The organism is Erythrobacter sp. JB2-19, from assembly GCF_057365005.1.
Map to the genome: position 1 here is coordinate 1 of NZ_CP200290.1, position 24,906 is coordinate 24,906.

The following is a 24,906-nucleotide window of genomic DNA, read 5'->3' on the forward strand; positions in this document are numbered from 1 at the left end:
TCGCGACCGCCAGCGCTTCGGCAATCTCATGCGGAGCAGAGCCCGCCATTTCCTCTTCAAGCGCTCGCTCATCAATCGCAGCGGGACGCGCTTCGTAGGGTACTCTAGCTGCATCGAGCATCGCGCGGCGAGAGGCCGATTTAGAGGCCAATATCAATTTCGGGCTGGTGGCACTCATATCGGCTTGGACGTCCCATCAACTGGCCGGTCACGGCGCTGGCGCTCTTGCACTAGGCGAATAATCGCCGCCGCGCTTTCCTCAATCGAACGGCGCGTCACGTCAATCACCGGCCAGCCATTGTCGGCAAACATCCGGCGCGCAAATTGCAGTTCATCCTTCACCCGGTCACCGTCAACATAGGAGGTCTCAGTGCCCTCATTGAGCGACAGCAGGCGGTTGCGGCGAATTTGGACCAGGCGCTCTGGCGCAGTGGTAAGGCCAACAACCAGTGGATGCCGCAAGCCAAACAGAGCCTTGGGTGGGGGACTTTCCACCACCAGCGGGATATTCGCGACCCTATAGCCGCGATTGGCGAGATAGATGCTGGTTGGTGTCTTTGAGCTGCGCGAAACCCCGGCCAAGACAATGTCGGCCTCTTCCCAATTTTCCCAGCCAATGCCGTCGTCATGCGCAATGGTAAACTGGATCGCCTCGACCCGCTTGAAATAGGCCTCGTCCATCAAATGTTGGCGCCCCGGGCGACCATGAGCTTCTTCGCCCAATTGCGCCTCTAATGCTGCTGTAACACCATCCAGCACGGGAACCGCTGGCAAACCGAGCTGTCGGCAATGCTCCTCCAGCCGGGCGCGAGTATCGGGATTGACCAGAGTGAACAGCACCAGGCCAGGATTAGCAGCCAGATCGGGCACAATCCGGTCAAGATGCTGGCGCGAGCGCACCATCGGCCAAAAATGCCGGTTTACCTCGGGATTATCAAACTGCGCCAGGGCTGCCTTAGCGATCATTTCCAAGGTTTCGCCGGTGGAATCCGATACAAGATGCAGATTCAGCCGGTTCATAGCGTGTGGTGTTTGATCCTTGGGCGGCGATTTGCCAATTTCATGCTGTTTAGCCAGTGTGCTTTATCATCGGCGCGAGCATGTTGATAGACATTGGTATAAACCACGGGAGAAACCGGTCGACAAGATCGGGGATCGGATTCATGCCCAGAGGCAGGCATTGGAGCCGCGTGTTTGTCGACATGGGACAATGGTTTTAGACAGGCTGGGGAGAGCGGGGATAAGAATGGCTTGACCACATGAACACCTAGATTCGCGTTCACCTTTGGGTCTGTTCAGAGCCGGAGAAATCAGGCAGAGGCCGGTAATTCCCGATTTCCACAGGGCCAACAAACTCCTACAAACCTTATATAAATATATATATTTATTGATTGGAACCGATCTATGCCGGGCATCTTGCTCGATACTCTTAAGGGAACCAAACAGGAAAAGGCTCCCATTTGGCTAATGCGACAGGCCGGTAGGTATTTACCCGAATATAGGGAGTTACGGGCCGAAAAGGGTGGCTTCCTTGAGCTCGTATACGACAGCGAGGCGGCAGCTGAGATCACGGTTCAACCCATTCGCCGGTTCGGCTTTGATGGAGCGATCCTGTTTTCTGATATTCTCATCGTGCCACATGCCATGGGCCAAGGCCTTGCGTTTCTTGCAGGCGAGGGCCCTAAGCTCAGTCCCACTTTGCTGGAGGCGAAGCTTGAGGATTTCACCGCAGCGCCGGAGCGGTTTGATCCCATTTATGAGACGGTACGGCTAACGCGCGGCATGATCAGCGAAGAAGTGACCATGCTGGGTTTTGCAGGCAGCCCATGGACGGTCGCGACCTACATGATCGCTGGCGAGGGCAGCAAAGACCAGGGCAAAGCGCGCTTGTTAGCGTATCGCGATCCAGCCCGGATGCAGGCAATCTTGGATGCGATTGTGGACGTGACCATCGGCTATTTGCGCGGCCAGATCGACGCCGGGGCGGAGGCAGTGCAATTGTTTGACAGCTGGGCGGGCAGTCTTGCGCCAGATGAATTTGAGCGCTGGGTTATCGCGCCCAATGCAAAGATCGTTGCAGCGGTGAAGCAGTCGCATCCAGGCACTCCAATCATTGGGTTTCCCAAGGGCGCGGGCGCGAAACTGCCCAGTTATGCGCGCGAAACCGGGGTCGATGCGATCGGGATGGACGAAACGCTTGATCCAGACTGGGTCCATTTGGTGTTGCCCGATGGCATGCCGGTGCAGGGCAATTTTGATCCTTTGCTGCTGGAGGCGGGCGGCGATGCCGTGAGCGCCCGAGCAAAACTGATCCTTCGCGCTTTCGCCGAGCGTCCGCATGTCTTCAATCTGGGGCACGGCATTGGCCAGTTTACCCCGATCGAGCATGTCGAAATCCTGCTTGAGACCATTCGGGGCTGATCAGGGGATGAAATTCACGCCAAGTCTCCCTACACAGACCCTATGCAGGATCCTCTTTCGTTGATGTATGTGTGGCTCAAAGCAGGCCATGTGATTTTCATGGTGTTCTGGGTGGCGGGGCTCTTCATGTTGTCGCGCCAATGTATTTATATTCTTGATCACACCAGCGGCTCTGAAGGTGAGGCGAAATGGGCGGAGCGCATGGGAAAGCTGCGCAAGATCATCATGACGCCCAGTCTCATAATCGTTTGGGTTTTGGGTTTGACTTTGGCCTATTCCACCGGTGCATTCACGCAGGGCTGGTTCCACGTAAAACTGGCGCTGGTGCTTGCGCTCACGGGCTATCACGGCTGGTTGGTTGCTCAGACGAAAAAGATGACGCGGGGTGAGCGGCCGCTGACCGAAAGGCAATTGCGCATATTCGGCGAGGTGCCCGGTCTGATCCTCGTACTGGTCGTGGTGCTAGTTTATACGCGACCATTCTAAACGCGGCTAATGTCGCGATATCAGGTTTTCCTCAGACTTATCCGGTGCGTTACACCTCGCCTTTCTCAGCCGAGCGGCAATTCGGCAATTGACCTGAGCGCGCGGCTCTCATATTTTGCAATTCATCAATCCGGCTTTGATGGCGTGACAATGGCGTTATCAGGTCTGCTTTCTCCAAGCCCAAGCCTGCTCGCAAACCAGCGATCTGGCACCTCTTTTTGAAAAAGAGGCACTGACCCGCCGGTCATCTCGAAGACGGAACGTAAATTACTATGCATCTTAAAGACTTAAAACTGAAAACCCCTGCTGAACTCGTCCAGATGGCCGAAGAATTGGGCGTTGAAAGTGCCTCTACCATGCGCCGGCAAGACCTGCTGTTCAGCATCTTGCGCGAGCTGGCCGAGGATGAAGAATACAACGAAGATATCATGGGTATTGGCACGATCGAAGTGCTGCAGGATGGCTTCGGCTTTCTGCGCTCGCCAGAGGCCAATTATCTCGCTGGCCCAGGCGATATCTACGTCTCGCCCAACCAAATTCGCAAATGGGGGTTGCGCACTGGCGACACTGTCGAGGGGCAAATCCGCGCACCGAAGGAGGGCGAGCGCTATTTCGCGCTGACCGATCTCACCAGCGTGAATTTCGAAGGCCCGGAAAAGGTGCGGATGCGCACCAATTTCGATAACCTTACCCCGCTTTATCCAGATGAAAAACTGACGTTGGACCAGGCCGACCCTACCGTTAAAGACAAGTCCGCTCGGGTGATCGATATCATCTCACCTCAGGGCAAAGGCCAGCGTGCATTGATCGTTGCGCCGCCGCGCACGGGTAAGACGGTTTTACTGCAAAACATTGCAAAAGCGATCACCGACAATCATCCTGAGGTGCATCTTTTGGTGCTACTGGTGGATGAACGCCCGGAAGAAGTCACCGATATGCAGCGCAGCGTTAAGGGTGAGGTTATCTCTTCAACCTTTGATGAGCCTGCCAATCGGCACGTTCAAGTTGCTGAAATGGTTATCGAAAAGGCAAAACGCCTGGTCGAGCACAAAAATGATGTAGTCATCCTGCTGGATTCAATCACACGCCTTGGCCGGGCCTACAACACGGTTGTGCCTAGCTCTGGCAAGGTTCTGACCGGCGGCGTGGACGCCAATGCTCTGCAGCGCCCTAAGCGCTTCTTTGGCGCCGCGCGTAACATTGAAGAGGGCGGCTCGCTGTCCATCATTGCAACCGCGCTGATCGACACAGGTAGCCGGATGGACGAGGTTATCTTCGAAGAATTCAAGGGTACGGGTAACTCTGAAATCGTGCTGGATCGCAAGGTGGCTGACAAACGCATCTTCCCAGCACTGGATGTTGGTAAATCGGGCACTCGTAAGGAGGAGTTGCTGGTTGAGAAGGACAAGCTCTCCAAAATGTGGGTGCTGCGCCGGATCCTGATGCAAATGGGCACGGTTGATGCGATGGAGTTCCTGCTCGACAAGATGAAGGATTCCAAGACCAACGAAGATTTCTTCGAAACGATGAACCAGTAAGCGCTGGCTGGCGATATGCTGAGGCAATATCTCTATATCAGCACGGCGCCGAGCCTCTCGCGAGAGGAAGTGGAATCGATCCTCAGCAGCAGCATTCGCAACAATCCCAGTCGCGGGGTAACGGGCTTATTGCTCTATAACGGACGCAACTTCCTTCAGTTACTTGAAGGGGAAGAGGCCGAACTCGTCGAGCTTATGCTGCGGATTTCCTATGATCCGCGCCATTCTGGCCTATCTTTGCTTGATCGGCGCAATATTGCTGAGCGGGCGTGTTCGGACTGGGCGATGAAGCGTATTTTAGTGGCAGAACCGGTTGAAGAGCGTCAACGTTTGCTGGAGGCAGACCTTCCAGATGGTTTGGAGTCCGAGATACGCAAATTAATCGTGAATTTTGCGGTTTTGAACTAGGTATGGGCTTCGTTCACTAGGTGGGCTGGAATAACCTTTTCCTAAACTGCGTAGTTGCCGACTGATACGACTCATTGCGCTTCGCCAATGCTAAGCCAAATGCTACATTGCAAAACGCAGAGCGCAAATGCTTGGGCGATCAGCCCGCAAGGATGGAGAGAGCACCCGATGAAGGTCAATATTGAGATTGATTGCACGCCAGAGGAGGCGCGCAGCTTCATGGGCTTGCCCGATGTGACCGAAGCCAACAATGCTTACGTTGATAACATCACCAAAGCGATGAAGGGCGTGAGCAGCCCGGATCAGTTGCAGGAATATGCACAAGCCTTGGCGCCTATGGGTCAGATGGGGTTGAAGATGTTTCAGAACTTTGTTGAGAACGGGATGCGGGCAGGGGCGATGAGTGGATCATCACGCTCCAAAAAAGACAAACCTGACGATTAAAATATTGAATTCAATACTGTAATTGGGTCCGCATTGAATGAGTGACACCATCTTTGCGATTTCCAGCGGCGCACCTCCCGCTGCTATTGGTATCATCAGGATCAGCGGTTCTGAGGCCGGATCTGCGCTGCGTAAACTGGCTGGGCGAGACTTCACTGCGCGTCGCGCGTCACTTACGACGTTACGAGATGCCGACGGGGATACGTTGGATCAGGCACTGGTTTTGTGGTTCCCTGGCCCAGCGACGGCGACCGGCGAAGATCTTGTGGAATTGCATTGCCATGGGGGCCGGGCGGTCTTGGCTGCTGTTTTAAGGGCTTTAGAGGCGATTTCGGGCCTTCGTGCGGCAGAGGCCGGGGAATTCACTCGGCGCGCTTTTGCCAATGGCCGAATTGACCTCGCTGAAGCGGAGGGGCTTAGTGAGCTGCTTAGCGCAGAGACGGAGCTGCAGAGGGCCGCCGCCATCCAGATGGCAGGAGGGGCTTTTTCTACTCAGGTTGAGGCATGGCGCACCGCTGTTTTGCGGCTTTCCGCGCAATTGGAGGCGGCGCTCGACTTTTCGGATGAAGACGATGTGTCAGAATTGCCCCCGCAATTTGCCGAAGGTATCAGGATGTTGTCGCAAGAGCTGGAGGAATGGCTGAGCCGCCCGCGAGCCGAGAAACTGGGGGAGGGTTACCGAGTGGTGCTCGCCGGTCCGCCTAATTCTGGCAAATCAACCTTGTTTAATGCTCTGATTGAAAGCGAGGCGGCGATCACATCAGATATCGCGGGCACCACGCGCGATCTGATTGAGCGCAATGTGGCCATTGCGAGCGTCCCTTTTAGTTTCGTCGATACGGCAGGCCTTCGTGATGAGAGCGAGGATACAATCGAGCGGATCGGTATCGACCGCGCCCGTGAACAATTTGCGCGCGCAGATACTGTTCTGTGGCTTGGACCAGAGGGTGGGGGGCCGGAAAGGGCATGGGAAGTGGCGGCCAAGAGTGATGCGCCCGATTATCAGGCGAAACCTTCTGCGGATTACATATTATCAGCCACCAAAGGTGCGGGCGTCGATGAGCTGAAGCAGGGCTTGGTTGAGGCGGCGCGGGCGGCTTTGCCGAAACCCGGCGAGGCGGCGCTTAACGCGAGGCAACACGCGGTCCTGTCGGATGCCGCTCAGGCATTGCGCGGAGCGATTGATCAAGGTGATCCCTTGCTGTGTGCTGAGGAGCTTAGACAGGCTCGAGGTGCGTTTGATCGCCTCATCGGCCGTACAACCACGGAGGATATGCTGGATGCGCTGTTTGGGCGTTTCTGCATCGGGAAATAGGAAAAGCCTCTCGTGATCGAGAGGTGCAGCGCACAAACCACCCAATTCGAGCGGTGTTCCACGTGAAACAGCTTTGACCCAAGCCGCGTGAAGCCCTATCTGGCGCAGCATGCATAACTTTGATGTCCTGGTTATTGGCGGCGGTCACGCCGGTGTGGAGGCTGCCTGTGGGGCGGCCCGCATGGGCGCGCGCACTGGACTGGTGAGCTTCGATCTGGGCGCTATTGGGGCAATGAGCTGCAATCCGGCGATTGGCGGGCTGGGGAAGGGGCATTTGGTTCGGGAAGTCGATGCGCTCGACGGTGTGATTGGCCGAGCGGCAGACGCCGGAGCAATCCATTATCGTATGCTCAACCGTTCTAAGGGTAGCGCCGTCTGGGGACCTCGCGTTCAAGCCGACCGCGTGCTGTTCAAAGCCGAAGTCCAGCGGATTGTTAGGGCGCAGGCGAATCTAACGCTGATCGCGGGGGAGGCTGCTGCACTTCGCCTCGAGAGCGGTCGTGTTGCTGGGTTAGAGCTTGCTGATGGTACAGCACTGGATGCGCCGCGCGTCATCCTCTGCACCGGCACCTTTCTGGGCGGCACTTTGTTTCGCGGCGAAGAGCGCTTTACTGGCGGGCGCATTGGCGAGAACTCCGCTCAGCGTTTGGCGGAGCAATTGCGCCGAGCCGATCTGCCAATGGCGCGGCTCAAGACGGGTACGCCCCCGCGGATAGATGGGCGCACAATTGATTGGGCTGCCCTGCCAGAGCAAGCCTCCGATTATGAGAGTTGGACGATGTCCGCGCTCACCGAAAGGCGAGCAAATCCTCAGGTCTTCTGCGCGATCACTCGGACTACGGAGGCAGCGCATGATGCTATTCGCGCAAACCTGCACCGCTCCCCGTTGTTTTCGGGCGCGATCGATGCAGCCGGTCCACGCTATTGCCCTTCGATCGAAGATAAGATCCACCGCTTTGGTGATCGCGACGGGCATCAGGTGTTCCTAGAGCCGGAGGGGCTGAACACTCATTTGGTCTATCCAAACGGGATCAGCACATCCCTGCCGGTGGATGTTCAGCACGATATGGTTCGCGCGATGGCTGGGCTGTCGAAAGCGGAGATCGTCGAGCCTGGCTACGCGGTGGAATATGACCATATTGATCCACGTGCACTTACGCCTGACCTTCAGCTGCGAGCGATCCCTGGCCTCTATTGTGCAGGGCAGATCAATGGGACTACCGGCTATGAAGAAGCCGCCGCGCAGGGTTTGATTGCCGGCCTAAATGCCGCCGCTGCAGAGACCGACCGCCAGGCACCAGTTCTGGACCGCGCCAATTCCTATATCGCGGTAATGATAGATGACCTCAGTCTCCAAGGGGTGAGCGAGCCGTACCGAATGCTCACCTCACGTGCTGAGTACCGCCTTCGCCTGCGGGCCAACAACGCTTCGACGCGTTTAACGAAGCTGGGTGTCGAAGCAGGGTGCGTGTCAGATGAGCGCTCAAAATGGTTTGAGCATCGGGAGGCTGCGCGGACAGTTTTGGCGCCCCTGTTTGCGCAAAAGCTTCATTCCAAAGATCTGGCTGAGGCAGACCTACCTGTCCGGCGTGATGGTGGTGAAAAGCCCATCTCGGAATGGCTAAGGCATGACGGCGTCGAATTTGCTGACCTGATGCCTTGGGTAGACACCGAACTTGCCGAGGCGCTTTACGCCAACACCGACCTTGCTGATGAGATGGCCGAGGATGCGGCGTATGAGCCTTATCTCGCCCGTCAAGAGGCGGAGCTAAGAGACCTTCGTGCAAGTGAGAATCTGGCGCTAGCAGAGGACTTTCCGTTTGGCGCGGTTCCGGGGCTCTCATCGGAGATGATCGAGCGGCTGACGTCTGCCAGCCCGCCAACCTTAGCTGCTGCGGGCCGTGTGCCGGGGGTGACCCCAGCGGCTCTATCGGCTTTGTTGGTTTATGCGCGTCGCTGGCAAACTGCGGCATGAGCGAACCGAATATCATTGAGACAGAGGAGCAGGCACGCGCTTATGTTAGCGAGTGGGCTGACGCTACGGCAATCAAGCGGCTAGAGCGTTTTTCCACGCTGCTTCTCACTGAAAACAAACAACAAAACTTGATATCGAAGCCCTCTGAAGGTCAGCTATGGCAACGGCATATTGCTGACAGCGTTCAGCTCCTACAACATGTTTCACGTGAAACACGTGAAGATCGCACAGGTGTGCCATGGCTCGATTTAGGAACAGGCGCAGGCTTTCCGGGGATAATTTTGGCTAGCTTGCTACCTAACATCCCAATAGTTCTGGTCGAATCACGGGCACGCCGCGTTGAGTTTCTGGAGCGTGTGGTGACCGAGCTCGACCTCAAGCGATGCCGAGTGGTGGGTGAGCGTCTGGAGAAGATAAAACCATTTCCAGTCAATGTGATAACGGCACGCGCCTTCGCGCCGCTCGATAAGCTCCTGCGCCTTTCACAACCGTTTTGCACCGCGAACACACGCTACGTTCTGCCGAAGGGCCGGTCCGCATCAGATGAGTTGGCCGGACTAAAAGCTCGCAATCGGCGGAAGTTCCACGTGGAACAATCATTGACCGATCGCGACGCAGGTATCATCGTCAGTTTGTGAATTGAGATTACCGCGTCGAATGGTTTCGTTTGCGGCGATTTTAGACTCACTTGAGCGCAAACGCCCCGCAATTAGGGGTTTTTGTGCTTAGAGTTTGCTGGTTCAAGCACGAGTTAAGGAACGCGTTAAGATGCTGACAATCGCAATTGCAAACCAGAAGGGAGGGGTCGGGAAGACGACCACTGCCATCAATATTGCAACAGCGATGGCGGCAACGGGATGGCGGACGCTGCTGATTGATCTCGATCCTCAAGGCAATGCATCGACTGGCATGGGTGTCGATGCGAATGATCGCGGCCTGTCGAGCTATGACCTCTTGGTTGATGAGATTGCTTTGGAAGATGCGGTGGTGCCGACCAGCATTCCTGGTCTCGATCTGGTTCCGGCGACGGTGGATTTGAGCGGCGCCGAGGTCGAGCTGGTTTCTGTCGAAGAGCGGACTGGGCGGCTAAAAGCGGCGTTGGCTCATCACAGGGAGCACGACATTTGCTTCATTGACTGCCCGCCGTCTCTGGGTCTGCTGACACTCAATGCCTTGTGCGCGGCTGACACTCTGCTTGTTCCGTTGCAATGCGAATTCTTCGCGCTCGAAGGTCTCAGCCAATTGCTGCAGACGGTGGAACGGATTCAGCAGCGCTTCAACCCTGATTTAGGTATTATTGGTGTTGCGCTCACAATGTTTGACCGTCGTAACCGCTTGACCGATCAAGTTGCTGATGACGTGCGAGATTGCCTCGGCAATTTGGTGTTTGAGACCGTCATCCCTCGCAACGTTCGCTTATCCGAGGCGCCAAGCCACGGGTTACCAGCGCTTGTCTATGACCATTCCTGCACGGGCAGCCGGGCGTACATCGCGCTAGCTCGAGAACTAATCGGACGATTCCCGCCAGAAAGGAAAGCCGCATGAGCCGCACTGTGAAACCGAACGCGAACCAATCTGGCGAGAAGATCGAATTCTCTGTACCGCATCGTGCACCTGGTGATCGTAAGAAGAAGCTCGGTAAGGGCCTCGGAGCGCTGTTGGGCGAAACTCAGCGTGAAGAGCCGCTTGTCCGTAGCGATATTGCGCAAGGCTCTGATAAAGTGATGAAAAGTGGAAATGCGAAGCCAGTCTCTGGCCTTGCGGCTCTACCAATTGCCTCGATTAGCCCCTTGCCAGGGCAACCACGCAAACATTTTGATGATGCCGCGCTTGCAGAACTGGCTGCATCGATCGCGGCACGCGGTGTTATTCAGCCGATCATCGTTCGGCCGCGCGGCGAGGGCCGTTATCAATTGGTTGCGGGTGAACGTCGTTGGCGGGCCGCGCAGAAGGCGCGCTTGCATGAGATCCCTGCGCTTGTTCGTGAACTGAATGACCGCGAAGTGATGGCGCTGGCTCTGATCGAGAATATTCAGCGTGAAGACCTCAACCCAGTCGAGGAGGCGCGCGCTTATCAACGCCTTGCTGATACTGAGGGTATGACCCAGGCCGAAATTGCCCGCATGGTCGATAAATCACGCAGCCATGTTGCGAATTTTCAGCGGCTTTTGGGCCTTCCTGGCGCAGTGCTCGATCTAGTAGAGGGTGGCAGACTGTCGATGGGGCATGCGCGCGCGCTCATTGGGCAGGAGAATGCGGCGAGCCTCGCTCAACAGGCGGTGAACGATAATCTGTCTGTGCGTGAGATTGAGCGCATGGTTCGCAAGGTTGCTGGGAAAGTCGCGACGAAGGCTCCGAAAACTCAGGTGGGTGGACGCGACCCCGCGAATGACGCCGATATCGAAGCGGTGCAGCGTCATCTGGAGGAATTTCTGGGTCTGACCGTCCGGATTAAGGCCGATGCGGATCCGCGTTCTGGTGCAGTTACTATCCGCTATCGGACGCTCGATCAGTTGGATCTGGTGTGTCAGAGGCTAACGGGCGGCGACATCTAGGTTTCTCAGATATCCGTTGCACAAGATATCCCATATCTAAATCAGTGATTTAAAGTTTTCGCAGCTTTGCACTTCTCGCCTGTAGAAAGTTGCGCCGCGCAACTGCGCTCATCTAGTGCGCCGGGTTGAATGGTATCTTGCTCACGGGAAGCGCATAGCAAAGCACGCGAGACTCGCTGAGAGTCCCGCATGCTGCTGTATCAAGATATGACGGCGACTAGATCCGCCGACCCAACCTAGTTCTTGATCATTTTGATTGGACGCGGCGCTGGCAAGACCCGTGTTGGCTGCTTGATCATGCGAGGCTCAGGAATTGTCCGTTCACGCACTGGCTCTGGCACAAATTCCTCGCGCACAGTTTCGCGAACGATCACCCGTTGCCGCTGCGTGGTTTGAACGGGAACTAGAACAGTTTGCTGTACGGGTTGCGCTTGGTAGCAATTGCAGCCGCCATAGCCATAAGCAGGTGCAGCAATGGTCCTGCTGGCAAAACGTTGAGGCGGTGCGGCAACCAATCCAGTGCTATTTTGCAGATAATCGTTGAGTGCTGCCTCGCAATCATAACGATCGTCATCATCGCCGTCGCCGATCAAGGTGCCAATCGCCAGGCCGGCCAAGCCGCCTGTACCCGCACCGATCAAAGTGCCAGCCAAACGCTCACCGCTTGATACCCGGTTGCCAATAATGCCGCCGGTGATTGCGCCGAGTAGGCCGCCAATAATGCCGCCCTTTTCCTTGCCATCGCGGCCGTCAGTGCGGCGGCGGCATTCTGCGAGCCATTGTTCACGTTCAAACACCACTGGCTGAGACACTGGGTAATATTGCACGGGCGCGGGTTGACCAAAACCACTATCCGTAGGCGGGATCGAGCGTGTCGCCGTGCGCGGTGTGATGTACCGTGTGCGGATGACAGTTTCGACCCCGTCTTCGCCGATGATGACTTCTTCGGTCTCACCCAAGGTCCGGCCGCCGGTTTGCGCTGGAGCAATGGAAGTCTCTGACGTTGGGGCCGGAGCGGTTTGAAGGTCCGCCGGGAGCGATTGAATCTCTCCCTCGGTCATCACCACCTCTGCCTGTGCGAAAGCAGGTGCGGCGCTGGCCAAAGCCAGCCCGGCGACCGGTACGCTGAGGCTGCGAAGCGCGAAATGGAGTGTCGACATCAAAAGTTTCCCCTGTGCTTATAGAGCGATCATGAGGCACGATATCGTGCGATTCGCACGCTGAACCCATGGCAAATTGTTAGCTACTATCAACTAACAGACCAAACCAGCCAAACAGGAGAACTGTCTCTTTTCGGGGCGATTAAAGGTGGAACTGCTGCGGTTGACCAGTAAGTTTAGCTGACTTAGGGCTAAATTCGATTCTCTAGCAACGCGGCAAGGGCCTCTAACCCGCTTGCATCCTCTTTGGTGAAGCGCGCTGCCTCCGGGCTGTCGCAATCGATCACTGCAATAACCTCACCATCGCGCATCACGGGCACGACAACTTCGGATTGGCTGGCGGCATCGCAGGCAATATGCCCAGGGAAGGCGTGGACGTCCTCAACCAACTGAGTTTCCCCAGTTGCAGCGGCTGCACCGCACACACCTTGGCCAAAAGGAATGCGAATACATGCAGGGCGGCCGACAAAGGGCCCAAGCACCAGCTCTTTTTCCGTCCCGTTTCGAACCACGCGGTAAAAACCTGCCCAATTGAGCCGGGGCACAAATTCCCAGATCAGCGCCGCGACATTCGCCATATTGGCAATGCTATCGTTCTCTCCGGCAGTAAGGGCGTCGGCGGCATCGGCCAATTGCCGATAAAGTTCGGCGGGCGCGAGGGTTTCATCAGGTTTGAAATCATACATGGCGATAGGCTGTCTAATCGCTTCCCCCATTGCCGCAAGGCCATGCCTCTTATATCGCGGGGACCTATGGCTATTATTCGTAAAATTCTCATCGCTTTTATTGTCCTGCTTGTGATCCTGGGCATTGCCGGTTTCTTTTTGACCCGCGGTGACACGGCGGATCTGTCGGTTGACGAGGTTGCGGGGACGGACCCAACCTTGGGAGAGCCTGATCCGGAGAGCTTCCCTACGGTGCAGATCGCAAAGCCGGTTGGCTGGGAAGAGGGCGCCTTGCCGGTGGCTGCTGAAGGACTGACCGTGACGCGATTTGCCGAAGGTCTGGACCACCCACGCGTGCTGTACGGTCTGCCGAATGGCGATGTGCTGGTCACTTTGACTCGGTCACCGAAGGCAAAGGATGATGGCGATGGTGGCATTATGGCCAGCATCCGCAGCTTTGTTGCAGAATATCTGTTCTCAGAAGCGGGCGCTGCTGGCGATTCTGCCCAACCAAATCGTTCTGCTGCGCGATGAAGACGGTGACGGTGTCGCTGAAAAGCAGGTCGTCATCCTGTCCGCTGGGCTCGATTCCCCGTCCGGGATGAGCTGGAACGATGGCGCGCTCTATGTTGCCAATCACAATGCCGTGCTGGCGTTTCCCTATGAACTGGGGGCGGAAGCCGTAACAGGCGAACCGACAAAGCTGATGGATCTGGCACCGGGCGGCGGGCACTGGATGCGCAATATGGAGCTGCATCCGGACGGCAACCGTCTCTATGTCGCTGTCGGTTCGGTCAGCAATATCGGCGAAAGTGGGATGGAGGTCGAAGAAGGCCGGGCGATGATCTGGGAATATGATCTGACGGCTGGGCGTCAGCGCCAGTTTGCCGTCGGTCTGCGCAACCCCAACGGGCTGGACTTTAGCCCATGGTCGGGCGAGCTGTGGACCACGGTGAATGAACGCGACATGCTCGGCTCTGACCTGGTTCCTGACTATCTGACGAATGTACCCGTGGGCGCGCAATATGGCTGGCCGTGGCTGTATTATCGCACCAATATCGATCGCCGGGTCGAGGCGCCTATGCCAGCCTATCTCATGGAATATGCGCGTTACCCTGAATATGCGCTTGGGCCTCATGTCGCCGCGCTGGGTCTCGTCTTCACCAAGGAAGGTCACCGCATGGGCAATGGCTTTGCCAGCGGTGCTTTCATCGCGCGGCATGGCTCATGGAACCGAAAGCCGCCGTCTGGCTATGACGTGGTCTATGTCGCCTTTGATGAACGCGGCAATCCTAACGGTAAGCCGGTGCCTGTGCTTACCGGCTTCCTGAATGAGGACGGCACAACAAAGGGCCGCCCGACTTGGGTTGAATGGGGCGGGGATGGCTCTTTGCTGGTGTCCGACGATACCGCAGGGATCATTTGGCGCGCCATTGCCCCCGGTGCGGAAGCGGGTGCCGCGATTGGACGTTTGGAAGGTGAGCGCTTGCGACCACAGCGAGAGCTAAGCGGCAATCCCACGGCCAGCTTTGGCGAGGATGACTTTGCACGCATCCAGCCTGCGGAATAGCGCCTCGCCCTAGGCCTGGGTCTCATGCAAAAGTCGCGTGGCGCAACATCGCTGCGCGTTCTTTCCGCTCCGTTTAGCTTGCGAGCTTGTCTGCGCTCAGGGCGTAGAGCAGGTCTGAGCCGCTGATTGCGCTGGCCTTTAGCCCGGCGGCTTCTGAGACGATATGGTCGAGGAAGAAGCGCGTTGTCACCGGCTTGGTCTCTGCCAAAGCAGGTGCGGCCCCTTCGGCCACCGCGCGCACCTGGTGCAGCATTTGCCACCCTGCGACTGCCACGGCCGCCATAGTGCAGAACGCGGCGCTGCCAGCCAAGCGATCATCCAGGCTTGCCTCATCACGCATCCAGCGGGCGATATTCGCGCAATCGCCGGCAAGACCGGCAAGACCTGCTTCGTCGCTCGCGTCTCGGGCGATCTCTTCAAACAGGCCAATCACTGTTTCGCCGCCGGACATGCCAAGCTTGCGCGTTACCAGATCGGCGGCCTGAATGCCGTTGGTGCCCTCATAGATCGGGGCAATTTTGGAATCGCGCCAATGCTGCGCCGCGCCGGTTTCCTCAACGAAGCCCATACCGCCATGCACTTGAATACCGATGCCTGACACCTCGACGCCGATGTCGGTGCCCCAGGCTTTGACCAGCGGGACCAGCACTTCGGCGCGCTCACCAGCGGCTTCATCGCCGATCGTGCCGCGATCCACTTGGCCGGCGCAGTAATAGAGCAGAGCGCGAACCCCTTCGGTTAGGGCTTTCATGCGCAGGATCATGCGCCGCACGTCGGGATGCTCGATAATCGCAACCGGGGTTTTGTCTGGCGAGCCAGCGCGGGCCGATTGGACCCGGTCCATCGCATAAGCAATCGCTTGCTGGGTCGCACGCTCAGCGATTTGTGCGCCCTGGTTGCCGACGTTGATCCGCGCATTGTTCATCATCGTGAACATGGCCATCAGACCGCGGTTCTCCGCGCCGACCAGCTCTCCAATGCACTCGCCATTGTCGCCATAGCTCATCACGCAGGTGGGGGAGGCATTGATGCCGAGCTTATGTTCGAGACTTACGCAGCGCACATCATTGCGATTACCCAGCGATCCGTCGTCATTGACGTGGTATTTGGGGACGAGGAACAGCGAGATGCCGCGTGAGCCCTCTGGCGCATCGGGCAGTCTTGCGAGCACCAGGTGGATGATGTTCTCGGCCAGATCGTGCTCACCCCAGGTGATGTAGATCTTTTGGCCTGCTATCTTGTACTTCCCGGCCTGTTCACCCTCTGTGATAGGCTCTGCGGTGGAGCGCAGCGCACCCACATCGCTGCCCGCGCCTGGTTCGGTGAGGTTCATGGTGCCGGACCATTTGCCGCTGACCAGATCGGGCATGTACTTTGCCTGCTGATCCTTGCTGCCATGGTGGCCGATTGCCTCAATCGCGCCGACAGACAACATCGGCAGCAGGGTGAAGGCCATATTGGCGGACCCGAGGTTTTCCAGCACATTGCAAGACAACGTAAAGGGCAGGCCTTGGCCGCCAAACTCCTCGGGCGAGGCGATCGCGTTCCAGCCTTGCTCGACATAGGCGCCGTAGGCGGGCTCAAATCCCTCTGGCAGACGCACCGCGCCATTTTCCAGCTTTGCTCCCTCAAGGTCGCCCACACGGTTGAGCGGTGCGAACTCACCCGCAGCAAACTGGCCCACGCCATCGACAATCGCCTCGACCAAATCGGCCTCTGCACTGGCAAAGCGCTCGCTTTGCGCCAGCTCTTCGATCCCGGCATTCACTCGGATGGCGAGCAATTGGTCTTGGGTAGGGGGCGTGTAAGGGGTCACGGGCGTGGGTCGTCCTTTGATTGGGTGCATTTCTCGGCTGGAGGCCGCCTGCCTCTTGGCAGCGCTTGCGCTTGAATATAGCGCAGATGGCATGAGCGACAAGAACCTTACGGAAGTGCTGGATGCTGATGCGCTGGGCATCGCTCGCGCGGCGGCGATTCTCGAATCGGGCGGGCTTGTCGCAGTGCCGACAGAGACGGTTTATGGGCTCGCGGCGAGGGCGGATAGCGCAGAGGCCGTGGCGAAGATTTACGCTGCCAAGGGACGGCCGGATTTCAACCCGCTGATCGTGCATGTGCGAGACGCAGTGCAGGTGGGCATGCTGGCCAAGTTGTCAGATGCGGCATGGTCGCTTGCCGAGCAGTATTGGCCCGGCCCGCTAACCTTAGTTTTGCCCTGCAGGCCAGAGGCAAAGCTCGCTGGCGCAGTGACGGCAGACCTGCCGACGGTTGCGGTCCGCGCGCCTGCGCATCCTGTGATGCGGGCCTTGCTGGAGGCTGTGGATTTCCCGCTTGCCGCACCCTCGGCCAATCGCAGCGGGTTTATTAGCCCCACCACCGCGCGCCATGTGCTTGCCTCGCTGGATGGCCGAATTGATCTGGTGCTGGATGGCGGGCCAACGCAGGCGGGTGTTGAGTCGACAATTGTCGCTGTTCGCGGCGATGGTAGCTTGGAAGAATTGCGGCCCGGCCCTGTGGTATTAGGAGGCGCGCATCGCGCGAATGTGAGTGGTGTTGAAGCCCCTGGTCAGCTGGCCAGCCATTACGCGCCGGGCAAACCAGTGCGGCTGAACGCTCATCACGCCGAGACTGGTGAGTTTTTGATCGGGTACGGTGATGTGCCTGGCGATTGCACTTTGTCGGCAGCGGGCGATCTGGCCGAAGCCGCTTCCCGCCTCTATGGCTGCTTGCATATAGGCGCGGCGTCGGAAAAGCCGCGCATCGCAGTTGCGCCTATCCCAGAGGATAGCATTGGCATTGCGATCAACGACAGATTGCGCAGAGCAGCAACTCCGCCGGACTAATCGTCTTCCGGCTCCAGTGGGACGCTGGGCAGGATTTCCTGCATTTCGGCATAGGTCGCTTGAGCCTCATCGCAGGCTGCATCATCGCCTTCGCGGCATTCCTCGATCTGCTTGTCGTATTTGCGCTCAAGCTTGCCGAGCTGTTCCTCGCGGCGGCGAATTTCGCGCCCGCGGTTCTCGTCAGCCTCGGATTGGCTGGTGGTCGCAACATCCGCGGCCTTGCCGGCCACCTTTACCGGCGCCGTCACTACGTCGAGCGCAGTGCGGGCAAGACAGCCGCTCAAAGCGATGCTTGAAACAAGGGTGAGAGCCAGGGTTGAGGCAGGGTGGGAGGCGCGCATACCGTGCTTGTCGCGCGCATCCTGCCGCTTGGCAAGTGAGAGTGGCGCCGGATTAGCTCTCGTCTGCCTCGTCTTGCGGTGTTTCTGTTTCTGTTTCTGGTTCGTCTGCGGCCGGTACTGCATTGGAGCGTGGCGCGCAATTGAGGTCGCCTGATCCCACTGCGTTGAGTTCGCACTGGGCGCTACCGAACACGTTGATATCGCCTGATCCCGCAATCGTAGCCTCGACCGTGCCATCAGAAGAGAAGGCTACATCGCCTGATCCACCAATCGTCACTTCGGCGCGTTCGGTTGTTAGATCATCGAGGTTTACGTTGCCGTTGCCGCCGATGACCACTTCCAACCGGTTCGCTGAGCCCGCGCCGTTTACCGTGCCAGATCCGCCAATGTTTACGTCCAGCCGGCTGGCATCGAACTGTGCAACAGTCACACTGCCGGAGCCGCCGATGTTGATTGATGCGCTATCAGCCATAACCGGGGTTTCGACATTGCCGCTGCCGCCGATATTGATGTCGCGCGGTGCAGGCATGGTGATGCGAACGGTTGTCGAACCGCCGTTGTCCCAGCCATCTTCGCGGTAAATGGACAGATCGCTGCCATCGAGTTCGAAGCGCAAAGTTTCGGTCGCCTCTTCGTCACCCTCGACCGTGATGTCGAGCGTTTCCCCTTCGGTGATGATGACCTTGTCCGGTCCGGCAATGGAGAGCGTATCAGGCGCCGCACCGCTCATCTCGAGGTCGGCCAATGGTACGCCGTCACCGCCGCCGATATTGATGTCCACTTCACAGCCTGAGAGTCCGAACCCCAGCAACAGGGCAGCGACGGGTGCGATGCGTTTCGAAGTGGATGTCAGCATTGGGGGATCCTCCAGGAGTATTTGAATGGCGTATTAGTCATATAATACACTAGATACGAAGGTTCAAGCACTGGCTTGGATTCTGCTGCGCAAATGAAAAAGGGGCCGCCTACGATAGGCAGCCCCTTTGAAACGGTCCAATATAAGGGGGCTTAGCCCTCCTCTTCCGGATTGTCGTAATATTGCGGCGCGTGTTCGCGCAGCACATCGAGAATTTTCTCAAGCGCGGTTGGCTCGTCGGTCTCTTCCATCGCGGCCAGTTCGCGTGCCAGACGGCTGGAGGCGGCTTCAAAAATCTGCCGCTCAGAATAGCTCTGCTCTGGCTGATCTTCAGGACGGAACAGATCGCGGGTAACCTCAGCGATCAGCACGATTTCGCCAGAATTGATCTTCGCTTCGTATTCTTGTGCGCGGCGCGACCACATGGTGCGCTTGACCTTTGGTTTGCCCTTGAGCGTTTCCATCGCTTCTTTCAAAGTCTTGTCGCTCGACAGCTTGCGCATACCGATCGCTTCGACCTTATTGGTGGGCACCCGCAGGGTCATCCGCTCTTTTTCGAAGCGCAGCACATACAGTTCGAGCTGCATGCCGGCGATCTCTTCGTTCTGAAGTTCGATCACGCGGCCAACGCCGTGTTTGGGGTAAACGACATAGTCGCCAACGGTAAAAGCAGGCACATTGCTTGCCATGCGAATTCCTTTCAATTGGCTCAGTTCAATTGCAAGTAGCCGACATGTCTTTCAGCGGCGCTGCGATGTGCAAACGCCGTCCAAAACATTGCCGGATCTGTTGCTACTGGTCTGAAACCTTCCTGTTTTTCGACCCGGCGCCGGGACCAACCAGCGCGGTTGAACAATTATATAGCACAACCGCAACAAAATTGCGAATCGCAACTCTATTGGTCGCCTGTCAGCGTTTCTAATGGTGGGAACGGACGTCCTGGCAGGATATTCGTTACGCTCTGGCTATGGCCGATGTTCAAGCCTTAATCGCCTTCGCCCGGTGCCTCGCTAAAGTACTTCTCAAACTTGCCTTCAACGCCTTTGAAATCATCGGCGTCTGCGGGTGCTTCCTTCTGGCTCGTGATGTTAGGCCATTCAGCGGACAGCTTGGTGTTGAGCTCCAGCCATTTTTCTAGGCCGTCTTCGGTATCGGGCAGAATCGCCTCTGCTGGGCATTCTGGTTCACACACCCCGCAATCAATGCACTCGCTGGGATTGATCACCAGCATGTTGTCGCCTTCATAGAAGCAATCGACCGGGCACACTTCGACACAATCGGTGTATTTGCATTTGATACAGGCGTCGGTGACGACGTAAGTCATGAGGTAAGGCTTTCTTTCGATACCGTTTCGAGCGCTGCTAGTGCGCTTTACCCAGCGCGGTCAAGCTCGCGGTAGTGCGTGCGTGCTTCGTCGGGTGATCCGCGCCGCTTTGGCAGCGATATGATCTCAACTACGCGCACTTCATTACCGATTGCTAAAGTCAGCACATCGCCTGCTACAACATCTTCGCTAGGGCGCATCACATGCTTTCTATTGCAGCGTAAAGAGCGGCTTGCGATCATCTTTTGCGCGCGCGATCGGGTCCGCGCGAATCTGAGATAGACCAGCAAGCGGTCGAGCCGCATTAGCGCAAGAGATCCGCCAAAGCATCGAAGGCACCGCTGGCTTTGGCCGGGCCAGTGTCGGGCTTTTTGCTGCGGTTTTGCGACCGTCCCAGGGGTGGGCCTTTGCCCACCTTGCTGTGCTTCGCGCCCTTGTTCTTGCCGCCTGCGTGCTTGTGGTCTGCGCCAGCACCTTTGTTTTTGGCGGTGGGGCGGCGTCGGCGCGGATTGTCCTCTCCAGCGCGCTTGGGCCGCCAGGTCCAGCTGTCCGGCGCGGGCGGGCCAAATGCACCCTCGGCCAGCGCACGGGCGCGTTGCACTCTAAATCCAGCAGCGCTCAGCAGGCGGCGGGCGTTGTCTTCCTCAAGACCAATCGAGACCGGCAGCGCCAGATCAAGCCCAAACTTCAGATTGCGCTGCTTGCCCGCCTTTTCCTGAGCCTTGCCGCGCGCATCAAAGGCGGCGCGGAAAATCTTCTCCGCCAGATCAACCCGGATCGCCTGACTGCCGGCTGGACGATATCCTGCAGGCAGGCCCTTTGCCTCGGGGATGACCGGCAGCATGGCAGGATTAAGCGGACGTTTGTCGACACCCAGCGCGTGCAACAATTGCCGCGGGGCCGGTTTCAGCAAAGGCGCGGCGAAAATGTCGAGCGCGCCAAAAGTAATGCCCAACTTGCGCAGGAACGGACGCATTTCTTTAGGCAGATGTTCCAGCCCGGCCCTTTCACGGGTCACCACGCCACGTGCATCGATCAGAATATGCAGCAGAGCGCGCGCTTGCGATCCAGCCTCTGGGTCACGCGCCGCCTCGGCCAGCTTGCGCAATGGCTCAAGCGGTTCTAGCTGCCCTGTCAGCCATTGAGTCAGACCTGCTTTCAATGCGGTCCTCGGTACCTCTGGCAAGGTCGAGATATCGCGCGCCAATAACAGGCGCGGCGCCGCAAAATCCTCTGGGCCAGAGTTCGCTGAAAAGCTGATCTCGGCCAAAGTGCGATCTTGCCAGCGGATCGCACCGCGTGACAATTCCAATTCGCCAAGCCCCTCGGCCAGCAGCCAATTGGCCCGCTGGGTCAAGATAGTCGGTAGTGCTTTCTCGCCAGCAGCGAGCAGCATTTTCCGGTCCGCCACGGTCGCATTGGGGTCGACTACAAAGCGAAACCCATCGAGCCGACCAATCGGCTCGCCCTCAACGCACATTTGCCCATCGGGCTCCAGCGTAACTGGCAATGCATTGGCATCCTGTCCCAGCGACTTCATAAGTATTGTCGTCCTCCGATTGACGAACCTCTCGGTGAGCCGCCCATGCAGCGCATCCGATAATTTTGCTTCGACCGCGCGGGCGCGCGCAGCCATCTCATCTCGCGCCAGCACCCAATCGGGGCGCTGGCAAATATAGGCCCAGGATCGAATCGCAGCGATCCTACCTTGCAGTGTATCAATATCACCCTGCGTGCGGTCCAGCTCTGCGATCCGCGCCGCAACAAAGTCTGCGCCGATATAGCCATCGGCCATATCTTGCCAGAGCCGCGCGACGAAACGGGCATGATTGTCGGGGCCGATTTGCCGAAAATCAGGAAGACAGCACGCTTCCCAAAACCGCCGGACCTGCCCGCTGCCGCGAACAGTGCGATCCAGATTATCCTCGGCCAGACGTTTCAAAACAGCGATGTCAATCGCCCTGGGCGCTGCCTGCAAAACATCACTTTGAGGCTTGCTCTCCAGATCTCCGATCAAAGTGCCAATGCTGTCAAAGCGTGGCTCCGCCTCGCGCCAGAACAGCTTGGTAAGCGGCGCGAACTGATGTTCCTCAATCGCGTAAATCTCTTCCTCAGCGAATTCGAGCGGGGCGCCATTGCGGGTGCCGCCCCCGGCAAGGGTGCCGAAACTGCCATCGGTCTGGTGCCTACCCGCCCGCCCGGCGATCTGCGCCATCTCTGCCGGAGTGAGGCGGCGTTTGCGGCGGCCATCAAACTTGCTCAGCGCGGCGAAGGCCACATGATGCAGATCGAGGTTGAGGCCCATGCCAATCGCATCGGTGGCGACGATGTAGTCAACTTCGCCATTCTGGAACAGCTCGACCTGCTTATTGCGGGTTTGCGGGGATAGTGCGCCCATTACCACCGCTGCACCGCCTCTGAATCGGCGGAGCATTTCCGCCATCGCGTAAACTTGCTCGACAGAGAAGGCGACGATCGCACTGCGCGGGGGCAGGCGCGATAGTTTGGTTTGGCCTGCATGGGTGAGGGTGGAGAAACGTGGGCGTTCGACCAACTCAGCGCGCGGGATCAGCTGTTTGATGATTGGCTCCAGCGTGGCAGAGCCCAGGATCATCGTCTCTTCGCGGCCGCGTGCATTGATCAGCCGGTCGGTGAAGATATGGCCGCGCTCCGGATCCGCACCGATCTGAGCCTCGTCAATGGCGACAAAGGCGTGATTGCCTCCGGTGCGGTTCATCGCCTCCATCGTGCAGCAGAAATAGCGTGCGTTTTCCGGCTCAATCCGCTCTTCACCCGTAATCAGCGCGACTTGCGCATCGCCCTTGATCGCGCGCACCCGATCATAAACCTCCCGCGCCAGCAACCGCAGCGGAAAGCCCATCATCCCGCTGGAATGGGCGCACATCCGCTCAATCGCCAAATGCGTCTTGCCAGTATTGGTCGGCCCTAGCACCGCTCGAACGCGGCTATCGCTGTGATTTTGGCTGGGGTTCCAAGAGTGTTGGGCAGTCACATTTCCGCTTGTGTCACCGCGATCGGCCTGCTGCAATGTCCCGCGGGTAATCCCTTGGACAGGTTCTCCACAAGTCACCGCTTGGGCGAGTCCTTTGGTCGTGAGTTAAGGCAGCATTTACTTTAATCGTGCAGGAAATCAGCCAATAGAGGTGATGCGCTACCAGATTCGGCTGTGCGCAAGATTAGCAAGCCTTGCCAGTTTTAGGATGCGAGTTGGATCACGCACGCGACATTGCTGATGGCGAAATCGCCGGTTCTGCAGATTCTGCGGAACTGACGGGCGTGGCTGATGCGAATCTCAAGGCTCCTGATGCGGGCGCATGCGAAGCGCATGATGACGCAGACCTGTTTAGCTATTTTGGTGATGACGCTCCGCAAATGGACAACACTGGCACCGCCGTTTCTACCAAAGTTTCGCTGAATCGCGCGGGAACTTGGCGCGATCGCTATGACGAATGGAAACATTCAGTCGAAGATCGCCTCGCCGGGATTGATCTTGCTCCGGATTTGGCGAGCAATATCGGCAGTCGCCGCTGGTTCCGCGGGTTCGGCACTATGGTGGGCCTGGCCGCTGTGGCGCTCGCCTTCTGGCCAGATATGAGCCCGCTTGAGGCCCGGCCAGCCATGAAAATTGATGCTGCCGCCCATGATGAGCTGCGCAGCCAGATGATTATGCCGCTGGCTCTGGGCGCCGATTCTGGTCGCCGGATGAGCCCAACACCTGAGGTTATTCCGCTAGCCAGCGCGCCTGAACGCCCACAAATTGAGCTGGTTTCCACTTTGGCAGAGGGTGACAGCTTTCAAAGCATGCTCCGCCGTGCAGGCCTTTCGTCTATCGACGTTAGCCGGGTAAGCGAGCTTGTTTCTGGGGCAATGCCGCTCAGCGAGATCGATGCTGGCACTCAAATGGACATTATCTTGGGTCGGCGGGAAGCGAATGGCGCACCTCGCCCGCTCGATGAGCTGTCCTTCCGCGCCCGGTTTGACCTGGAATTGGCGATCACTCGGGAAAGCGGCGCTTTGGCGCTCGAACGCAATATCATCCGCGTGGATGAGACACCTTTGCGCATTCGCGGGACCGTGGGCGATAGCCTGTACCGGTCCATGCGTGCAGCCGGCGCTCCGGCCAGCGCTGTGCAAGATTACATCAAGGCGATTGATGAGCAGATCGATATGGACCGCGAGGTTCGATCGACCGACGAGTTCGATATGATCATCTCTTACCGCCGCGCCGCCACGGGCGAACGCCAAGCGGGTAAATTGCTCTATGCTGGCGTTGATCGGGGCGGGTCATCCAAGACGCAATTGATGCGCTGGGGCGAGGATGGCCGTTTTTATGAGGCTTCTGGCGTTGGTGAGCAGCGGGGCGGCTTGGTCGCCCCTGTACCCGGCCCGATTTCTTCGCGCTTTGGCATGCGCCGCCACCCGATCCTCGGCTATCGACGGATGCATTCGGGCATGGATTTCCGCGCGCGCCATGGCACTCCAATCGTTGCCGTTACCGATGGGCGCGTGACCTCGGCTGGCCGCGCTGGCGGCTGCGGCAATGCGGTGAAGCTGGATCATGGCGGCAATCTGTCAACCCGCTATTGCCATATGAGCAGAATGTCAGTCAGCCGCGGGCAAAATGTCCGGCGGGGCCAAGTGATCGGCTATGTTGGTTCAACCGGTCTCTCCACTGGCCCGCATCTCCATTATGAAATGTACCGCGGCGGCCGCGCGATTAACCCGGCCAGTGTTAAATTCGTCACCCGGGCGCAATTGTCTGGCGAGGAGCTCAAGAAATTTCGAGCAGCCCTTGGCCGTTTGAAGACCGTTGAACCCGGCCTAGCGCTGAAAGACCTGACCCCGACCAGCGACGAGGTGGCAGAGCCGCTGCGCGAGATCGAGAAGCTCGATACCGTCAAAGAGGTGGAATAGCGCGCCTTGCTTTTAAGGAGGCTTGCTTCTGCACCTAGCTCCAGAATTTGAGGCGTGATTGCACGCGCTCAAA

At 57.9% G+C, this 24,906-nt stretch carries 25 protein-coding genes; 14 read left to right on the forward strand and 11 right to left on the reverse strand.

The annotated features are described in order from the left end of the window. Positions 1-178, reverse strand: a 178-nt coding sequence (locus tag AC0V6O_RS00005; protein ID WP_486145423.1) for a Maf family protein, incomplete at its 3' end; no start/stop codon positions are given. Beyond that, positions 175-1,020, reverse strand: a complete 846-nt coding sequence (locus AC0V6O_RS00010) for a pyruvate, water dikinase regulatory protein (RefSeq protein WP_486140964.1) — start codon at positions 1,018-1,020, stop codon at positions 175-177. The genes AC0V6O_RS00010 and AC0V6O_RS00005, both read right to left, overlap by 4 nt. A gap of 384 nt (positions 1,021-1,404) precedes the next feature. Between AC0V6O_RS00010 and hemE the strand changes: the two genes are divergently transcribed. The 10 genes from hemE to AC0V6O_RS00060 all read left to right on the forward strand — a co-directional run bounded on the left by hemE (position 1,405) and on the right by AC0V6O_RS00060 (position 11,142). Further along, positions 1,405-2,421 carry a uroporphyrinogen decarboxylase gene (gene hemE / locus AC0V6O_RS00015; RefSeq protein WP_486140965.1) on the forward strand — a complete coding sequence of 339 codons (1,017 nt, stop codon included), beginning with the start codon at positions 1,405-1,407 and terminating at the stop codon, positions 2,419-2,421. Between the two features lie 42 nt (positions 2,422-2,463). Continuing rightward, the gene (locus tag AC0V6O_RS00020) at positions 2,464-2,907 is read left to right on the forward strand and encodes a CopD family protein (protein WP_486140966.1); all 444 of its coding nucleotides are present in this window, start codon (positions 2,464-2,466) and stop codon (positions 2,905-2,907) included. Between the two features lie 272 nt (positions 2,908-3,179). Next, on the forward strand, positions 3,180-4,445 hold the full coding sequence (gene rho, locus AC0V6O_RS00025; protein ID WP_486137803.1) for a transcription termination factor Rho: 1,266 nt from the start codon (positions 3,180-3,182) through the stop codon (positions 4,443-4,445). Between the two features lie 15 nt (positions 4,446-4,460). Further along, on the forward strand, positions 4,461-4,853 hold the full coding sequence (locus tag AC0V6O_RS00030) for a BLUF domain-containing protein (protein ID WP_486140967.1): 393 nt from the start codon (positions 4,461-4,463) through the stop codon (positions 4,851-4,853). 168 nt (positions 4,854-5,021) lie between these two features. After that, positions 5,022-5,297, forward strand: a complete 276-nt coding sequence (locus tag AC0V6O_RS00035; protein ID WP_486140968.1) for a DUF6489 family protein — start codon at positions 5,022-5,024, stop codon at positions 5,295-5,297. Between the two features lie 37 nt (positions 5,298-5,334). After that, positions 5,335-6,612 (forward strand): tRNA uridine-5-carboxymethylaminomethyl(34) synthesis GTPase MnmE, encoded by a 1,278-nt coding sequence (gene mnmE, locus AC0V6O_RS00040; RefSeq protein WP_486140969.1) that lies wholly within the window; start codon positions 5,335-5,337, stop codon positions 6,610-6,612. 109 nt (positions 6,613-6,721) lie between these two features. Further along, the gene (gene mnmG / locus AC0V6O_RS00045) at positions 6,722-8,587 is read left to right on the forward strand and encodes a tRNA uridine-5-carboxymethylaminomethyl(34) synthesis enzyme MnmG (protein WP_486140970.1); all 1,866 of its coding nucleotides are present in this window, start codon (positions 6,722-6,724) and stop codon (positions 8,585-8,587) included. Beyond that, positions 8,584-9,225, forward strand: coding sequence for a 16S rRNA (guanine(527)-N(7))-methyltransferase RsmG (rsmG, locus tag AC0V6O_RS00050; protein WP_486140971.1), 642 nt, complete (start codon positions 8,584-8,586; stop codon positions 9,223-9,225). Before mnmG ends, rsmG begins: the two co-directional genes overlap by 4 nt. Positions 9,226-9,355: 130 nt before the next feature. After that, positions 9,356-10,132, forward strand: coding sequence for a ParA family protein (locus tag AC0V6O_RS00055; RefSeq protein ID WP_486140972.1), 777 nt, complete (start codon positions 9,356-9,358; stop codon positions 10,130-10,132). Next, the gene (locus tag AC0V6O_RS00060) at positions 10,129-11,142 is read left to right on the forward strand and encodes a ParB/RepB/Spo0J family partition protein (RefSeq protein ID WP_486140973.1); all 1,014 of its coding nucleotides are present in this window, start codon (positions 10,129-10,131) and stop codon (positions 11,140-11,142) included. Before AC0V6O_RS00055 ends, AC0V6O_RS00060 begins: the two co-directional genes overlap by 4 nt. A gap of 236 nt (positions 11,143-11,378) precedes the next feature. Here AC0V6O_RS00060 and AC0V6O_RS00065 read toward each other — a convergent pair whose 3' ends face one another. Beyond that, on the reverse strand, positions 11,379-12,302 hold the full coding sequence (locus AC0V6O_RS00065; RefSeq protein WP_486140974.1) for a glycine zipper 2TM domain-containing protein: 924 nt from the start codon (positions 12,300-12,302) through the stop codon (positions 11,379-11,381). 191 nt (positions 12,303-12,493) lie between these two features. Continuing rightward, a complete protein-coding gene (locus tag AC0V6O_RS00070) occupies positions 12,494-12,988 on the reverse strand; it encodes a GAF domain-containing protein (protein ID WP_472640845.1) in 495 nt (164 codons plus the stop codon). Positions 12,989-13,054: 66 nt separating this feature from the next. Between AC0V6O_RS00070 and AC0V6O_RS00075 the strand changes: the two genes are divergently transcribed. After that, positions 13,055-13,501, forward strand: coding sequence for a hypothetical protein (locus AC0V6O_RS00075; RefSeq protein ID WP_486140975.1), 447 nt, complete (start codon positions 13,055-13,057; stop codon positions 13,499-13,501). After that, positions 13,428-14,537: a PQQ-dependent sugar dehydrogenase gene (locus AC0V6O_RS00080; protein WP_486140976.1), complete on the forward strand. Its 1,110-nt coding sequence runs from the start codon at positions 13,428-13,430 to the stop codon at positions 14,535-14,537. Before AC0V6O_RS00075 ends, AC0V6O_RS00080 begins: the two co-directional genes overlap by 74 nt. Positions 14,538-14,610: 73 nt before the next feature. On the opposite strand, the gene AC0V6O_RS00085 is transcribed toward AC0V6O_RS00080, so the two are convergent. Continuing rightward, entirely contained in the window at positions 14,611-16,353 is a 1,743-nt protein-coding gene (locus AC0V6O_RS00085) for an acyl-CoA dehydrogenase family protein (RefSeq protein ID WP_486140977.1), read from the reverse strand. Positions 16,354-16,444: 91 nt separating this feature from the next. Between AC0V6O_RS00085 and AC0V6O_RS00090 the strand changes: the two genes are divergently transcribed. Then, positions 16,445-17,377: an L-threonylcarbamoyladenylate synthase gene (locus tag AC0V6O_RS00090; protein WP_486140978.1), complete on the forward strand. Its 933-nt coding sequence runs from the start codon at positions 16,445-16,447 to the stop codon at positions 17,375-17,377. Here the strand turns inward: AC0V6O_RS00090 and AC0V6O_RS00095 are convergent. The 6 genes from AC0V6O_RS00095 to AC0V6O_RS00120 all read right to left on the reverse strand — a co-directional run bounded on the left by AC0V6O_RS00095 (position 17,374) and on the right by AC0V6O_RS00120 (position 22,911). Beyond that, the gene (locus AC0V6O_RS00095; protein ID WP_486140979.1) at positions 17,374-17,718 is read right to left on the reverse strand and encodes a hypothetical protein; all 345 of its coding nucleotides are present in this window, start codon (positions 17,716-17,718) and stop codon (positions 17,374-17,376) included. The genes AC0V6O_RS00090 and AC0V6O_RS00095 overlap by 4 nt on opposite strands. A 52-nt stretch (positions 17,719-17,770) precedes the next feature. Beyond that, positions 17,771-18,574, reverse strand: coding sequence for a head GIN domain-containing protein (locus AC0V6O_RS00100; RefSeq protein WP_486140980.1), 804 nt, complete (start codon positions 18,572-18,574; stop codon positions 17,771-17,773). A gap of 152 nt (positions 18,575-18,726) precedes the next feature. Further along, entirely contained in the window at positions 18,727-19,263 is a 537-nt protein-coding gene (locus AC0V6O_RS00105; RefSeq protein ID WP_486140981.1) for a CarD family transcriptional regulator, read from the reverse strand. Positions 19,264-19,559: 296 nt separating this feature from the next. Next, positions 19,560-19,898 (reverse strand): ferredoxin FdxA, encoded by a 339-nt coding sequence (gene fdxA / locus AC0V6O_RS00110; protein ID WP_472640232.1) that lies wholly within the window; start codon positions 19,896-19,898, stop codon positions 19,560-19,562. Between the two features lie 47 nt (positions 19,899-19,945). Next, entirely contained in the window at positions 19,946-20,203 is a 258-nt protein-coding gene (locus AC0V6O_RS00115) for a S4 domain-containing protein (protein ID WP_486140982.1), read from the reverse strand. Beyond that, complete coding sequence (locus AC0V6O_RS00120) at positions 20,203-22,911, reverse strand: helicase-related protein (RefSeq protein WP_486140983.1); 2,709 nt, start codon at positions 22,909-22,911, stop codon at positions 20,203-20,205. Before AC0V6O_RS00120 ends, AC0V6O_RS00115 begins: the two co-directional genes overlap by 1 nt. Before the next feature lie 380 nt (positions 22,912-23,291). Here AC0V6O_RS00120 and AC0V6O_RS00125 point away from each other — a divergent pair, with 380 nt between their 5' ends. Then, entirely contained in the window at positions 23,292-24,833 is a 1,542-nt protein-coding gene (locus tag AC0V6O_RS00125) for a peptidoglycan DD-metalloendopeptidase family protein (RefSeq protein WP_486145425.1), read from the forward strand. The last annotated feature ends 73 nt before the right edge of the window (positions 24,834-24,906 follow it).

Excerpts from the sequence above, each read along its gene's own strand:
- AC0V6O_RS00010 (WP_486140964.1), bottom strand. The coding sequence starts at position 1,020 with ATGAACCGGCTGAATCTGCATCTTGTATCGGATTCCACCGGCGAAACC.
- hemE (WP_486140965.1), top strand. The coding sequence starts at position 1,405 with ATGCCGGGCATCTTGCTCGATACTCTTAAGGGAACCAAACAGGAAAAG.
- AC0V6O_RS00020 (WP_486140966.1), top strand. The coding sequence starts at position 2,464 with ATGCAGGATCCTCTTTCGTTGATGTATGTGTGGCTCAAAGCAGGCCAT.
- rho (WP_486137803.1), top strand. The coding sequence starts at position 3,180 with ATGCATCTTAAAGACTTAAAACTGAAAACCCCTGCTGAACTCGTCCAG.
- AC0V6O_RS00030 (WP_486140967.1), top strand. The coding sequence starts at position 4,461 with ATGCTGAGGCAATATCTCTATATCAGCACGGCGCCGAGCCTCTCGCGA.
- AC0V6O_RS00035 (WP_486140968.1), top strand. The coding sequence starts at position 5,022 with ATGAAGGTCAATATTGAGATTGATTGCACGCCAGAGGAGGCGCGCAGC.
- mnmE (WP_486140969.1), top strand. The coding sequence starts at position 5,335 with ATGAGTGACACCATCTTTGCGATTTCCAGCGGCGCACCTCCCGCTGCT.
- mnmG (WP_486140970.1), top strand. The coding sequence starts at position 6,722 with ATGCATAACTTTGATGTCCTGGTTATTGGCGGCGGTCACGCCGGTGTG.
- rsmG (WP_486140971.1), top strand. The coding sequence starts at position 8,584 with ATGAGCGAACCGAATATCATTGAGACAGAGGAGCAGGCACGCGCTTAT.
- AC0V6O_RS00055 (WP_486140972.1), top strand. The coding sequence starts at position 9,356 with ATGCTGACAATCGCAATTGCAAACCAGAAGGGAGGGGTCGGGAAGACG.
- AC0V6O_RS00060 (WP_486140973.1), top strand. The coding sequence starts at position 10,129 with ATGAGCCGCACTGTGAAACCGAACGCGAACCAATCTGGCGAGAAGATC.
- AC0V6O_RS00065 (WP_486140974.1), bottom strand. The coding sequence starts at position 12,302 with ATGTCGACACTCCATTTCGCGCTTCGCAGCCTCAGCGTACCGGTCGCC.
- AC0V6O_RS00070 (WP_472640845.1), bottom strand. The coding sequence starts at position 12,988 with ATGTATGATTTCAAACCTGATGAAACCCTCGCGCCCGCCGAACTTTAT.
- AC0V6O_RS00075 (WP_486140975.1), top strand. The coding sequence starts at position 13,055 with ATGGCTATTATTCGTAAAATTCTCATCGCTTTTATTGTCCTGCTTGTG.
- AC0V6O_RS00090 (WP_486140978.1), top strand. The coding sequence starts at position 16,445 with ATGAGCGACAAGAACCTTACGGAAGTGCTGGATGCTGATGCGCTGGGC.
- AC0V6O_RS00095 (WP_486140979.1), bottom strand. The coding sequence starts at position 17,718 with ATGCGCGCCTCCCACCCTGCCTCAACCCTGGCTCTCACCCTTGTTTCA.
- AC0V6O_RS00100 (WP_486140980.1), bottom strand. The coding sequence starts at position 18,574 with ATGCTGACATCCACTTCGAAACGCATCGCACCCGTCGCTGCCCTGTTG.
- AC0V6O_RS00105 (WP_486140981.1), bottom strand. The coding sequence starts at position 19,263 with ATGGCAAGCAATGTGCCTGCTTTTACCGTTGGCGACTATGTCGTTTAC.
- fdxA (WP_472640232.1), bottom strand. The coding sequence starts at position 19,898 with ATGACTTACGTCGTCACCGACGCCTGTATCAAATGCAAATACACCGAT.
- AC0V6O_RS00115 (WP_486140982.1), bottom strand. The coding sequence starts at position 20,203 with ATGCGGCTCGACCGCTTGCTGGTCTATCTCAGATTCGCGCGGACCCGA.
- AC0V6O_RS00125 (WP_486145425.1), top strand. The coding sequence starts at position 23,292 with ATGGACAACACTGGCACCGCCGTTTCTACCAAAGTTTCGCTGAATCGC.